Below are 12,390 nucleotides of genomic sequence, written 5' to 3'. Positions count from 1 at the left end.
GTGTCGACGCGAACCCGGGGTGTTGAGAGCACGCAGACGCGAAGACGCGGCGCGATGCGCGGGGCCGGGCGGGTCAGCCTGCGAAAAACGTGCGGGCGACGCGGGAAAGGTCGTACAGGTCGCTCACCCCGGCCAGCTCGCGCGCGGAGTGCATCGACAGGATCGGGATGCCGACATCCACCGTGCGGATGCCGAGCCGCGTGGCCGTCAGCGGGCCGATGGTCGACCCGCACGGCACGGTGTTGTTGGACACGAACTCCTGCGAGGAGACGCCGGCGGCCTCGCACCATCCCGCCCAGGCGGCTGCGCCCACGGCATCCGTCGCGTAGCGCTGGTTCGCGTTGATCTTGAGGATCGGACCCGACCCGAGCACCGGCTGCACCACCGGGTCGTGACGGTGGACGTAGTTCGGGTGCACGGAGTGGCCGACGTCGCTCGACAGGCACCACGACGACGCGTACGCACGCCGGCGGTCCGACGCGTCGGCGCCCAGGCCGTCGTAGACGCGCTCGAGCACGTCCTCGAGGAACGGGCCCGCGGCGCCGGAGCGTGACTCCGAACCGAGCTCCTCGTGGTCGAACGCGGCGAGCATCGGAATCACCGCGCCCCCCGCCCCGCGGCGAGTGGTGGCCTCGATGAGTGCGCCGACGCCCGCGTGGACGGACGCGAGGTCGTCGAGCCGGCCCGACGCGAAGAACGCCCCGTCCTTGCCGAACACGGCGCCGCGAGCGGCATCCGCCACCACCACGTCGAAGCCGCGGATCTCGGCGGGGTCGACGGCCGCCTCGGCGGCGAGCTCGGCGAGCAGGTCGGCCGACTCGGGGTCGCCGAGGCCCCACACCGGCTGGGTGCCGGTCTGCTTGTCCAGCGCGAGCCCGTCGTTCACGCCGCGGTCGAGGTGGATGGCCAGCTGCGGCAGACGCAGCAGTGGCCCGGTCGCCGCCAGCACGACGCGTCCATCGGCGAGGGCGAGCCGCCCGGCGAGGCGCAGCTCCCGGTCGAGCCACGAGTTCAGCAGCGGCCCGCCGTACACCTCGACCGCCGCCTGCAGCCATCCCTTGGCACCGGTGGTCGGTCGCGGCTTGAGCTTGAAACCGGGGGAGTCGGTGTGCGCACCGAGCACGTGCACAGGCGTGGTCGGCACGGCATCCGTCGGCACGGCCCAGGCGATCGCCGCGCCGTCCCGCAGGACGACGAAGCGTCCGCCCGGCTGCTGCGGCCAGGCCGCAGTCTCGTCCAGGCGCGTGAACCCGGCATGCTCGAGGCGTCGGGCGACCTCCTCCGCGGCGTGGTAGCTCGACGGGGATGCCGCCACGAAGTCGGCGAGATCGGAGGCATGCGCGAGGGGTGCGGAGGAAGCGGGCATGTCTCCGATCGTATCCGCGAGGGCGCTGCCGACCGCCGCGAGGCGGCGGCGCGACCCGGCGAGAGGATGCCATTGCGGGCGGGAACAGCCGGCGCGCGATCACCGTGTTCCGTGTCGAAGCGGGGAAGCAGCCGCCTACGGCCGTCGTCCAAATCGTGGAGTCAGGCGCCGTCGCGAACCTGCCACCGGGATCTCCTTCTGAGCGCTTTCCCCAGTCGGTCGCCGACGCGCACGCGAAGGGCCGGCGCCCTGCGGACGCCGACCCTGTCGAGCGCTCAGCCGTCGCGGACCTCTTCACCCCGCGGCCGCTCCTCGCCGGAGCGGTCGGCGCGGTAGTCCGGCCGTTGCGGCTGCGGAGGCTGGTCGGACAGCTCGCCGCCCTGGCGTCCGCCATACGGGCGGCCGTGGTCGGCGAACTCCTGCCTGCCGAACACCAGCGTCCAGTCGCCGATGGTGAATCGAGCGCCGGTCCGCAGGATCTCCGTCCGTTCGCCCTCCGGGCCCTCGTCGGCGTTCGCGTTCATCTCGCCGGCGCCGTGCAGTGTGAGCACGTACTCGTCGCGGTCGTCGTGCACGATGGTGGCGTGCACCGGGTCGGCACCCTCGAGCAGCACACTGCTGCCGGCGGCGGAGCCGATGGTCACCTCGTCGGAGGTGAGGTCGTACACCATGCGTTCGTCGTCACCCCGGGAGATGAGCAGATGCGGCTTGCCCGCGCCCCACTCCGCGTGCGTCGTCGTCGGCTGGTATCCCTGCGTCTGCTCGTCCATGTCTCTCCTCCGTCTCGTCGCGCCTGCGATCAGCGCGAGATGCTCTCCACCGTCTCGCCGGTCGTCTCCGGTTCGAGATGCCGGGCGATGTCGGCCTGGCTGACGATCCCGACCAGCCGCTGGTCCTCGATCACCGGCACCCGGCGGATCTGGTTCTCCTGCATCTTCGCCAGCGCCACCTCGATGTCGTCATCGGCGCTGACGTAGACGAGCCTCCCGCTCGCCAGCCGGCCCGCGTTCGTCGTCTCCGGGTCCAGCCCGTCCGCGAGGGCCTTCACCACGATGTCCCGGTCGGTCAGCATCCCCTTCAGCCTGCCGTCCTCTCCGCAGATCGGGAGCGCTCCGACATCGAGTTCTCGCATCATCTCCGCGGCGATCGTCAGCGCGTCGTTCTCGCCGATGCATCTCGCATCCGACGTCATGATGTCGCGCGTGAGCGTCATGATCTCCCGTCCCTTCTCATTCATTGCATCCCGTGTTCCACCTGCCCCGACCGTACGCAGGCGCTTCTCGGCGCAGAAGGGGGGTTGACAGTGCCGCGGCGCGGCGTCAACCCCCTTGGGCCGGGGCCGGCGCGGCCGAGACCATCTGACAGGTGGTGGCCGTCGGGCCGCTGCAGAGGCGACCGATCCCGGTCGCCGTGTGAGTCGACCGACCCCGGTCGCGACGGAGGGAGAACCGATGCCGAAGCAGGAGCCGATCGGACCGCACGTGATCTTCTGGATGTGGATGGGCGCCGTGATCGCGGGGTTCGCCGCGATGTTCGTCGTCCTGGCGGTGGGGCGCTGACATGGGACGATTCGTGAAGGACAACGCGCTGGGACTGTTCTTCTTCGTGCTGTTCGTCGCCGCCCTGCTCGGGCAATCGGTGGCGGGCTTCCTGAAGACGAACGAGGAGCTCGCGCAGCACGGGCAACCGCTGGAGAGCTACCTCGGCTTCGTGTTCTCCAGCGACTTCGTCGTGGACGTCGCCGAGAACTGGCAGTCGGAGTTCCTGCAGTTCCTGCTGTTCATCGTCGCCACCATCTGGCTGGTGCAGCGCGGGTCGCCCGAGTCGAAGAAGCCGGGGGACGAGGGCGTCGGCACCGACGAGGAGCAGAAGGTCGGCCGTCACGCCCCCGAGAACGCGCCCGCGTGGGCGAAGGCGTCCGGCTGGCGGCGCGTGGTGTACGAGAACTCGCTCGTGCTCGTGATGGGCGGCATCTTCGTGCTGTCGTGGCTGGTGCAGTCCTTCGCCGGGACCGTCGTCATGAACGAGGAGAACGCCGAGCACGGGCAGCCGCCCGTGACCTGGCTGGAGTACCTCGGCTCACCCGACTTCTGGGACCGCACCCTGCAGAACTGGCAGAGCGAGTTCCTCGCGGTCGGCACCATGGTGGCGTTCTCGATCTTCCTGCGCCAGCGCGCGTCGGCCGAATCCAAGCCGGTCGGCGTCGCTCACGCCGTGTCGTCCGAGGAGTCCGATTGAGAGTCGGATACGGGCTCCGCCTCGACGTGCTCCGGCAGCAGCATGATGCCGCCGCTGGTGTTCGCGGAGTTCGCCATCGCGGTGATCCACTCCGCGCTCAGCGGCGGCGGTGTCGGCTCGGTGAAGACGAAGCGCAGCGGAATCGACGGGTGCAGCCAGATGGTGGAGCGACCGATCGGGCCCTCCGGCGGGTGCTGCCACGACAATGTGAAGCTCTCCTGCCGGCGCAGCTTCGTGGCGACCACGACCTTGAGGTGGGCGAGGGCGCGGTCCTCGATCTCGATCGGTTCCGCGTTCCCGCCGTAGTAGAGCCAACCCATCTGGATAAGCTAGCCGTGCACGGGGTGGATTCGCCAGGGGACACGTTGAGGACATAGAGGATGCAGGGAAGCCATGGGTAAATTCATCTACGACGGCACGGTGAAGACCGAGTTCGAGGACCGCGCGCTCACGCACCTCCAGTTGGTGATCACCGCGAAGCTGCGCCGCGGCGAGCCGTTCCCGTTCAGCTGGCGCGAGGACCCGAGCGTCGGCGGCGGCCGCACCACCGTGTGGGTGCAGCCCAGCAGCTCGCTCGTCTTCAAGTACTACGGCAGCCGTCAGCCGTCCGTGAACCGCGCCTGGGTGGAGGCCCTCGCCTTCACCGCCAACACACCGACCGGGCTGCACCTCGTTCCCGAACCGCCGGAGGAGCAGGCTCCCGGCGACGCGGAGGGCGTGCGCATCGCCTGACCCGGCCTTCGCGCGATCGCGGTCGCACGCGGTGGTTGTCAAGCCCCTGCGTGCTCCCGCCCGGCGGATGACACGCTCGGACCGTCCACACGAGGAGGCCGAGCATGTCATCATCGCCGTCGCCGGAGCAGCAGCCGGAGCATTCGCCGGAGCAGGACCCGCAGCCGTCGGGGGAGCCGCCGCAGGATCAAGTGGACGCCGTCGCCCGCGACTCGCGCGACGGGACCGCGGTGTGGCGTGACGTCGTCCCGGAGATCGAGGCAGGCGACCTCCTGCCGGATTCGGCGGGCACCGTGGTCGTCGGCGCCGGGCTCACCGGGGTGACGACGGCGCTGGAACTGCGCCGCCGTGGACACGAGGTGCTCCTGCTCGAAGCGACCACGGTCGGCGCGGGGACGACAGGACGCACCACGGGGAAGGCCAGCCTGCTGCAGGGCACCCGGTACGGCGACATCCGGCGGTTCAGCGGCGACGACGCCGTGCGCTCCTACGCCGAGGCGGGCGCGGCGGCGCGCGACTGGATCCAGGCCGAGCTCGCCGAGGTGCCGGACGCGCTGCGCCCCCAGCCGGCGTTCACGTACGCCACGAGCCAGCCCGGCATCCGCTCGCTGCAGGCCGAGGCCGACGCCATGCGCGTCGCGGGGGTGACCTTCGAGACGCGCTTCGGCGAGGTGGGGCTGCCGTTCCTGGTCTCCCGTGCGCTGGTGATGACCGAGCAGGGCCAGCTGCAGCCGCTCGTGGCGCTCGCGGTCCTCGCGGCGAAGGCGCGCGCTGCCGGCGTCCGGATCGTGGACCGCTGCCGTGTCACCGCCGCGGATGCCGGAGCGCACGGTGTCACGCTGAACACCACCCGCGGCGCGGTGCGCGCGCAGCGCGTGATCATCGCCACGGGCTTCCCTGCGATCGACCGCGGCGGGTTCTTCGCCACCCTCACCCCCACCCGCGAGATCGTGGCGGCGTACACCATCGAGGGCCCGGTGCCGCAGGGCATGTACCTGTCCGCCGACCCGGTGACCCGGTCGCTGCGTCCCGCGGTCGACGAGCACGGCCGCGAGCTGCTGGTCGTCGGCGGGCCGTCGTTCTTCCCCGGCCGGGTGCCCGACACCCGCCGGATCCTGCGCGCGCAGGACCGCTGGACCGCACAGGCGTTCCCCTCCGCCAAGCGGGTGCGGTGGTGGGCGGCGCAGGACTACCGGCTGACGAATCGGATGCCGTACGTCGGCGCCATGCCGATGTCGCACGACCGCATCTTCGTCGCCACCGGATTCGCGAAGTGGGGCATGACCACGGCCGTCGCGGCGGCGCTGGCCCTGTGCGGACAGCTCGAGGGGGACGCGCCGGCATGGGCGCAGAGCCTGGCGCGCCGGCACAAGAGTCTCCGCGGCGCGGCGCAGCTGGCGCGCACGGTCGGCGAGGTCGCCGCGCACACCGCCCGAGGATGGGCGGGACCCGGCGAGACGCACACCGAACGGGGCGTGCGCGCGGGCATCCGTCGCGACGGCGCCAAGCCGATCGCCCACAGCGAGATCGACGGGGTGACCTGCGAGGTGTCCGCGGTGTGCACGCACATGGGCGGAGTGGTGCGGTGGAACACGCTGGAGCGCACCTGGGACTGCCCGCTGCACGGCTCGCGGTTCGCCCCCGACGGGCGGGTCATCGAAGGACCGGCGCAGCGCGACCTGCCGTCGGCGGCCGGTCGTCAGGAGCGCCCGAGGGAACCCGTCGGAGGCGACTCGGTCTCGTCCTGAATGGGCGCTGCCGGCGGCACGCTAGGGGCCGTCGGTGCGTGCGTCAACCCCCGCGCTCGCCGCAGGCCAGGGCCGTAGCGTCGGGTCGGAACGAGAAGTCGGACGGAACGAGGAAGGAGCAGGACATGGAGAAGGTCACCGCAGAGATCGAGGTCGACGCGCCGGTCCGCCGGGTGTTCGATCAGTGGTCGCGACTGGAGGAGCTGCCGTCGTTCATGTCGATGGTCGAGGAGGTGCGCCGCACCGGAGACGACCTGACGCACTGGGTGGTGCGCGTCGCCGGCGTACGCCGCGAGTTCGACGCGCGCACCACCGAACTGGTCCCCGACGAGCGCATCTCGTGGGTCAGCGTCGCCGAGGAGATGCACTCCGGATCGGTGCGCTTCACACCGCTCGGCGCCGACCGCACCCGCGTCGCCGTCGAGATGGGGTGGGCCCCGGAGAACTTCATCGAGAAGGCGGGTGCCGCGCTGCACCTGGATCAGCGCGCGGTCGAGATGGACCTCAAGCGCTTCAAGGAGAACATCGAGGGCGAAGGCCGTGACGGGGGCGACCGCGACACCGTCGCGGGCACCGACCCCGACATCGCGCCCTGACCGGACCGGAGGCGATGATGACCGTCATCGGATACCACGCCTCGCACGAGCAGCACTCGCCCGGTCTCCTGCTCCGCGCCGTTCAGCGCGCCGAGCGGATCGGCTTCGACGCGGCGATGTGCTCCGACCACCTTGCGCCGTGGCTCACGGCGCAAGGTGAGTCGGGTTTCGCGTGGAGCTGGATCGGGGCTGCGCTGGCCACGACCTCCCTGCCGATGGGGCTGGTCACCGCGCCGGGGCAGCGCTACCACCCCGTCGTGGCCGCGCAGGCGCTCGCCACCGTCGAGGAGATGTTCCCCGGGCGGTTCTGGGCCGCCCTGGGCAGCGGCGAGGCGCTCAACGAGCACGTCACCGGTGACGAGTGGCCCGACAAGGAGACCCGCGACGCGCGCCTGATCCAGACCGCGGGCATCATCCGCCGTCTGCTGGACGGGGAGAGAGTGGATGCCGACGGGCTGGTGCGCGTGCACGAGGCGCGGATCTGGAGCCGACCCGCGTCACCCCCGCCGCTGCTGGCGGCCGGCATCAGCACGCACACCGCGGCGCTCGCGGCCTCGTGGGCGGACGGGCTGATCACCGTCGGCGCCGATCCGGAGGGCACCCGGGGCACCCGCGAGGCGTACCGCGCGGCGGGCGGGACGGGACCGACCGCGCTGCAGATCCACCTGTGCCTCGCTGAGACCGAGGAGCAGGCGCTCGCCGAAGCGCGCGATCAGTGGGCGCAGGCCACCGCGCCGCCCGAGCTGATGTGGGACCTCGAGCAACCAGAGGACTTCGAACGCCACGCCGACCCCACCGACCAGAAACTCCGCGGCGGCGTCATCATCGGCACCGATGCCGTGGAGATGGCCGACCGGATCGCCGCCGTCGCCGAGGGGTTCGACCGTGTCTACCTGCACCACGTGGGATCCGACCAGGCCGGCTTCCTCGACCGCTGCCGGAGTGAGCTGCTCCCCGCGCTGCGGAGACGACTGTGAACCCCGCCGACACCAGCGACCTGTGGTGGCGCACCGCGGTCTTCTACTGCCTGGACGTGGAGACGTTCCAGGATTCCGACGGGGACGGCTCCGGCGACTTCGCCGGCCTCGCCCGACGAATGGACGATCTGGCAGCACTCGGCATCACCTGCATCTGGCTGATGCCGTTCCAGCCCACCCCCGATCTCGACGACGGCTACGACATCACCGACTTCTACGGCGTGGCGTCTCGCCTCGGAGACCTCGGACGCGTGGTCGAGACCATCCGCGTGGCGCACGACCGCGGCATCCGCGTCGTGATGGACCTCGTCGTGAATCACACCTCCGACCGGCATCCGTGGTTCATCGCCGCCCGCCGCTCGAAGAACTCCCGCTATCGCGACTACTACGTATGGCGCGACCATCCGCCCCGCAAGCAGCAGCCCACCGTCTTCCCCGGCGAGGAGGCATCCACCTGGGAGCTGGACGAGCGCACCGGCCAGTACTACCTGCACAGCTTCTACCGGCACCAGCCCGACCTCAACCTCGGCAACCCCGAGGTGCGCGCCGAGATCGCCAGGATCATCGGCTTCTGGCTGAAGCTCGGCATCGACGGCTTCCGGGTCGACGCGGTCCCGTTCCTGATCACGGCGCCCGGCTCGCCGAACGAGAAGGACCCGCACGCCTTCCTGCGGGAGCTGCACAGGTTCGTCGGGCGCCGGGAGGGCTCGGCGATGCTGCTCGGCGAGGTCGGCCTGCCCCACGACCAGCAGCTCGACTACTTCGGGACTGCAGCTCCCGAGCTGGACCTGCAGTTCGACTTCGTCACCGCGCAGAGCGCTTTCCTGTGCTTCGCGCGTGGCGAGGCGGAACCGCTCGCCCGCGCGCTCGCCTCCCGGCCCGAGGTGGACGTCAGCCAGGGCTGGGCGATGTTCCTGCGCAACCACGACGAGCTGTCGCTGGAGCTGCTCGCGGATGACGAGAAGCAGGAGGTGTTCGACGCGTTCGCCCCCGAGGAGGACCAGCGGGTGTACGGCCGCGGCATCATCAGGCGGCTCGCCCCCATGCTCGACGGCGACCCGCGCCGGCTGCGTCTGGCGTACAGCCTGCTGTTCTCGTTGCCCGGCGCGCCGACGCTGTTCTACGGCGAGGAGATCGGTATGGGCGAGCTCGACACCAGCCTCCGCAGGGAGGCGGTGCGGGGGCCGATGCAGTGGGATGCCGGACGCAACGGAGGATTCTCGACCGCGCCGGCGTCACGCCTGAAGCGACCCGTCGCGACCGGAGGATACGCGCCGGAGCACATCAACGTGCACGACCAGAGCCGGGACCCGGACTCGCTGTGGACCTTCATCTCGGGGCTCACGTCGCGCTACCGGTCGACGCCGGAGATCGCGTGGGGGCGGCTGAGCGTGCTCGACGCGGGCGACCCGCGCGTCCTGGCGCACGAGAGCGCCACGGACGAGGTCGCGTTCCTGGCCGTGCACAACTTCTCGGCGGAGGCGGTCACGGTCGCGCTGCCAGGCTGGGGCGCCGGGCGGGACGTCACGGTGCTGCTGGACTCCTCGAGCAACACCGCACCCGATGCCGCCGCGCCCGACGAGGAGGGCCGACTGCGCCTGGACGGTTACGGGTTCCGCTGGCTGAAGTCCGTCCCGCCGTCCTCCGTGCCCGGCTGAGCGCCGTCCTCGCCGCTGATGTCCGACCGGTCACCACCGGCCGGTTGAGCGCCGTCCTGGTCGCCGCGCCCGCCCTGCTTCTCGGCCCGCTTCTCGCGCACCGTGTTGTCGACCGCCTCCGGCTCCATGGTGTCGTCGTCGGGGGTGGCGGGCTGCACGTGCTCGGGCATCATGCCCTGGTCGCCGATGCCGCTCATGGGTGCGTCGTCCCCTGCCTGGTCTCGTTCGGGGTGGCCGGGGTCTCCTGCGTCACCGGCGACTCCTGCGGCGGCTCGGTGCGCAGGTCGTCGGGCGCGTCACCGGAGTGCTGCCGCCCGTCGCCCTCGCCGAGATCGCCCTGGCCCTCGTCGCCGAGCTCGGCGTCGAGCGGTTCGTCACCCTGGGTCTCGGGCTGGAGGCCGTCCTTGCCGACCACGGTGGCGTCGACCTCGGGGACCTCGCCGTCGGACAGCGGCTGCGAATCGGACATCTCTGCATCGGACATGCCGGTACTCCTCTCGTGCGGTCCTCCCATCCTGCGCGGCGACCCCCGAGAGCCAAGACGGTTGACACGGCCGAACGGCAGGGGCTACCGGCCGGAGAGCGACGGCGCGCGCGTATGCGGGAAGCCGCGCCCGGTGTCAACCCCCTGGGATCCCCGATGCTCGCCAGGCATGGTTGACTGACCGGCCTGCGACATCCGGCCGGCACCCCGCAGATGCAGCAGAACACTGGAGGCGCCCACGATGAGTGACAGCACGTCCGACCCTCGGCACGCACATCGCGAGGAGCCGTTCCCGCCCCAGCAGCAGGACCAGCCGGGCCTCACCGAGGAGACGACCCCGACGCCGGACCACGGCGAGGACACCTACACCGGCCACGGCCGGCTTCGCGGACGCAAAGCGCTCATCACCGGCGGCGACTCCGGCATCGGCCGGGCCGTCGCGATCGCGTATGCGCGAGAGGGCGCAGACGTCGCCATCGTGCACATGCCGGAGGAGCAGGAGGACGCGGACGACACAGTCTCGCTCATCCACGAAGCGGGTGTGCAGGGCCTCGGTATCGCCGGCGACCTGCGCGACGAGGCCTTCGCGACCGAGGCGGTCCGTCAGGCCCGGGACGCGCTCGGCGGACTGGACGTCCTCGTCCTCAACGCCGCGTACCAGCATGATGTCGGCGGCTTCGAGAACCTCGAGACCGAGGAGATGCGCCGCGTCTTCGAGACCAACCTGATGGGCACGCTGTTCACCGCACGCGCCGCCTACCCCGACCTTCCCGCTGGGGCGAGCATCATCGTGACGGCATCCATCCAGGCCTTCCAACCTTCGCCGGGTCTGATCGACTACGCGATGACCAAGGCCGCGCAGGTCGCCTTCGTGAAGGCACTCGCCTCCGAGGCGGGAGAGCGCGGCATCCGGGTCAACGCCGTCGCGCCCGGCCCGATCTGGACCCCTCTCATCCCCGCCACCGGGTGGGGGGACGAGAAGGTCGCGAACTTCGGCTCGGACACCCCGCTCGGCAGAGCGGGGCAGCCGGCCGAACTGGCCGGGGCGTACGTGTACCTGGCCGCCGAGGAATCGTCGTACACATCGGGCAGCGTCATCGCTGTGACAGGAGGTAAGGCACTGTGAGTACTGTTCTTCCCGACGTTCCGAGATCGCCCGCTCCGCATGGGGACTGGGAGTTGACGTCGCTCGGCCGCGACAGCTGGCGCATCTGCGATCCGGCGCGACGGCACGGCGACGCGGACTGCCTGATCGCCTATGTGGAGCGCAACAGCACCGGATCCCTCGACGTGCTGTGGCTGCGGACGCCGTGCCCCAGACGCTCGCGGTTCCACGATTTCGCCGAGCTGTTCGACGCCCTCGACGACGCTGTCGCTGCGGCATCCGACCGCTCCCAGCCGCGGGTGCGCATCCGCCACCTGCCCCCGCTCTGACCGCTCCGGTCAGTCTGGACGAAGCGCCCGGGTTCCTCCCCCCTTACCCGGGCGCTTCGTCGTGTCCGGCGACATGCGCGCCGGAGCCCGACCGCCGCGGGCGTAGCCTCGAAGGATGACCGATCTGCGCGAACTCCTCGGCATCCGGCATCCGATCGTCCTGGCACCCTTCGGCGGACTCTCGTCCGTCGTCCTCACCGCGGCGGTGAGCGAGGCGGGAGGCCTCGGTTCGTACGGCCTGTACGGCTACGACGGTGAACGGATCCGGCGGACGGCGGCCGAGCTGCGGCGGGCGACGAGCGCCCCCTTCGCCCTGAACATCTGGCTGCCCACCGGCGACGAGGTCGCACCGGACGAGCGGCACGACGGATATGCGCAGGCGCTCACCCCGTACTTCGCCGAGGTGGGGCTGACGCCGCCGCCGCGTCCCGAGCGCTACCTGCCTCCGCTGGACGAGCAACTGGCGGCGGTGTGGGATGCCGCACCCGCTGCGCTCAGCGTCGTGTTCGGCGTGCCGGCGCCCGAAGTCGTGGCGGAGGCGCACCGCCGCGGCATCCGGGTGATCGGCACGGCCACGACGGTCGCCGAGGCGGTCGCCCTGGAGCGGGGTGGCGTGGATGCGGTCGTCGCCACCGGCACGGAGGCCGCGGGGCATCGCGTGTCGTTCCTGCGCCCGGCATCCGAATCGCTGGTCGGGCTGTTCTCGCTGCTGCCCCAGGTCGTGGATGCCGTGTCGGTGCCCGTCATCGCCGCCGGCGGCATCGCCGACCGGCGCGGGGTGGCTGCCGCCTTCGCGCTGGGCGCGTCAGGGGTGCAGGTGGGCACGCCCTTCCTGGTGACGAGGGAGTCGGCCGCCAACGACGCGCACCGCGCCGCGATCCGCTCCACCGCTGCCGACGAGACCGTGCTCACCCGCGCGATGAGCGGGCGTCTCGCCCGCGGTGCCCGCAACCGCGCGGTCGCCGGCATCGAAAAGGACGGCGCGATCGCGCCGTTCCCGGCGCAGAACTGGCTCACCGGGCGCTTCCGCGCCGTCGCCGGGGAGCGCGGGATGGGCGATCTGCAGTCGCTGTGGCTGGGCCAGTCCGCCCCGCTCGCGCGCGGCGAGTCGGCCGCCGACGTCTTCTCCGAGCTCCAGGCCGGCCTTCCCACCTGAG

Annotated in this window: 15 protein-coding genes; 9 read left to right on the top strand and 6 right to left on the bottom strand. The window is 71.5% G+C overall.

Features of this window, described 5'->3' with window-relative positions; all coding sequences use genetic code 11:
* Window positions 1-73: 73 nt before the first annotated feature.
* The 3 genes from RIF65_RS08060 to RIF65_RS08050 all read right to left on the bottom strand — a co-directional run bounded on the left by RIF65_RS08060 (window position 74) and on the right by RIF65_RS08050 (window position 2,603).
* A complete protein-coding gene (locus RIF65_RS08060; RefSeq protein ID WP_309066713.1) occupies window positions 74-1,366 on the bottom strand; it encodes a M18 family aminopeptidase in 1,293 nt (430 codons plus the stop codon).
* A 275-nt stretch (window positions 1,367-1,641) separates the two neighbouring features.
* Complete coding sequence (locus RIF65_RS08055; RefSeq protein WP_309066714.1) at window positions 1,642-2,136, bottom strand: FHA domain-containing protein; 495 nt, start codon at window positions 2,134-2,136, stop codon at window positions 1,642-1,644.
* 29 nt (window positions 2,137-2,165) lie between these two features.
* Window positions 2,166-2,603 (bottom strand): CBS domain-containing protein, encoded by a 438-nt coding sequence (locus RIF65_RS08050; protein ID WP_309066715.1) that lies wholly within the window; start codon window positions 2,601-2,603, stop codon window positions 2,166-2,168.
* Window positions 2,604-2,926: 323 nt separating this feature from the next.
* Here RIF65_RS08050 and RIF65_RS08045 point away from each other — a divergent pair, with 323 nt between their 5' ends.
* Window positions 2,927-3,604 carry a DUF6766 family protein gene (locus RIF65_RS08045; RefSeq protein WP_309066716.1) on the top strand — a complete coding sequence of 226 codons (678 nt, stop codon included), beginning with the start codon at window positions 2,927-2,929 and terminating at the stop codon, window positions 3,602-3,604.
* Here RIF65_RS08045 and RIF65_RS08040 read toward each other — a convergent pair.
* The gene (locus RIF65_RS08040) at window positions 3,574-3,924 is read right to left on the bottom strand and encodes a DUF7882 family protein (protein ID WP_309066717.1); all 351 of its coding nucleotides are present in this window, start codon (window positions 3,922-3,924) and stop codon (window positions 3,574-3,576) included. The genes RIF65_RS08045 and RIF65_RS08040 overlap by 31 nt on opposite strands.
* Before the next feature lie 73 nt (window positions 3,925-3,997).
* Here RIF65_RS08040 and RIF65_RS08035 point away from each other — a divergent pair, with 73 nt between their 5' ends.
* The 5 genes from RIF65_RS08035 to RIF65_RS08015 all read left to right on the top strand — a co-directional run bounded on the left by RIF65_RS08035 (window position 3,998) and on the right by RIF65_RS08015 (window position 9,315).
* The gene (locus RIF65_RS08035) at window positions 3,998-4,336 is read left to right on the top strand and encodes a DUF7882 family protein (RefSeq protein ID WP_309066718.1); all 339 of its coding nucleotides are present in this window, start codon (window positions 3,998-4,000) and stop codon (window positions 4,334-4,336) included.
* A gap of 104 nt (window positions 4,337-4,440) precedes the next feature.
* A complete protein-coding gene (locus tag RIF65_RS08030; protein WP_309066719.1) occupies window positions 4,441-6,084 on the top strand; it encodes an FAD-dependent oxidoreductase in 1,644 nt (547 codons plus the stop codon).
* Between the two features lie 125 nt (window positions 6,085-6,209).
* Complete coding sequence (locus RIF65_RS08025; protein ID WP_309066720.1) at window positions 6,210-6,680, top strand: SRPBCC family protein; 471 nt, start codon at window positions 6,210-6,212, stop codon at window positions 6,678-6,680.
* 17 nt (window positions 6,681-6,697) lie between these two features.
* The gene (locus RIF65_RS08020; protein ID WP_309066721.1) at window positions 6,698-7,657 is read left to right on the top strand and encodes a TIGR03885 family FMN-dependent LLM class oxidoreductase; all 960 of its coding nucleotides are present in this window, start codon (window positions 6,698-6,700) and stop codon (window positions 7,655-7,657) included.
* The gene (locus tag RIF65_RS08015; protein ID WP_309066722.1) at window positions 7,654-9,315 is read left to right on the top strand and encodes an alpha-amylase family protein; all 1,662 of its coding nucleotides are present in this window, start codon (window positions 7,654-7,656) and stop codon (window positions 9,313-9,315) included. Before RIF65_RS08020 ends, RIF65_RS08015 begins: the two co-directional genes overlap by 4 nt.
* Here RIF65_RS08015 and RIF65_RS08010 read toward each other — a convergent pair.
* Together RIF65_RS08010 and RIF65_RS08005 are read right to left on the bottom strand one after the other, a co-directional pair.
* Window positions 9,264-9,512 carry a hypothetical protein gene (locus RIF65_RS08010; RefSeq protein ID WP_309066723.1) on the bottom strand — a complete coding sequence of 83 codons (249 nt, stop codon included), beginning with the start codon at window positions 9,510-9,512 and terminating at the stop codon, window positions 9,264-9,266. The genes RIF65_RS08015 and RIF65_RS08010 overlap by 52 nt on opposite strands.
* Window positions 9,509-9,799 (bottom strand): hypothetical protein, encoded by a 291-nt coding sequence (locus tag RIF65_RS08005; RefSeq protein WP_309066724.1) that lies wholly within the window; start codon window positions 9,797-9,799, stop codon window positions 9,509-9,511. Before RIF65_RS08005 ends, RIF65_RS08010 begins: the two co-directional genes overlap by 4 nt.
* Window positions 9,800-10,040: 241 nt before the next feature.
* Between RIF65_RS08005 and RIF65_RS08000 the strand changes: the two genes are divergently transcribed.
* The 3 genes from RIF65_RS08000 to RIF65_RS07990 all read left to right on the top strand — a co-directional run bounded on the left by RIF65_RS08000 (window position 10,041) and on the right by RIF65_RS07990 (window position 12,389).
* Window positions 10,041-10,925 (top strand): SDR family oxidoreductase, encoded by an 885-nt coding sequence (locus RIF65_RS08000; RefSeq protein WP_309066725.1) that lies wholly within the window; start codon window positions 10,041-10,043, stop codon window positions 10,923-10,925.
* Window positions 10,922-11,233 (top strand): hypothetical protein, encoded by a 312-nt coding sequence (locus RIF65_RS07995; RefSeq protein WP_309066726.1) that lies wholly within the window; start codon window positions 10,922-10,924, stop codon window positions 11,231-11,233. Before RIF65_RS08000 ends, RIF65_RS07995 begins: the two co-directional genes overlap by 4 nt.
* A 115-nt stretch (window positions 11,234-11,348) precedes the next feature.
* Window positions 11,349-12,389, top strand: a complete 1,041-nt coding sequence (locus RIF65_RS07990) for an NAD(P)H-dependent flavin oxidoreductase (protein WP_309066727.1) — start codon at window positions 11,349-11,351, stop codon at window positions 12,387-12,389.
* The last annotated feature ends 1 nt before the right edge of the window (window position 12,390 follow it).

The sequence above is a fragment of the Microbacterium sp. genome (assembly GCF_031180975.1).
Lineage (GTDB): Bacteria > Actinomycetota > Actinomycetes > Actinomycetales > Microbacteriaceae > Microbacterium.
The sequence above is the reverse complement of the archived record's forward strand: the minus strand, read 5'-3'. Positions and strand labels throughout refer to the sequence as shown.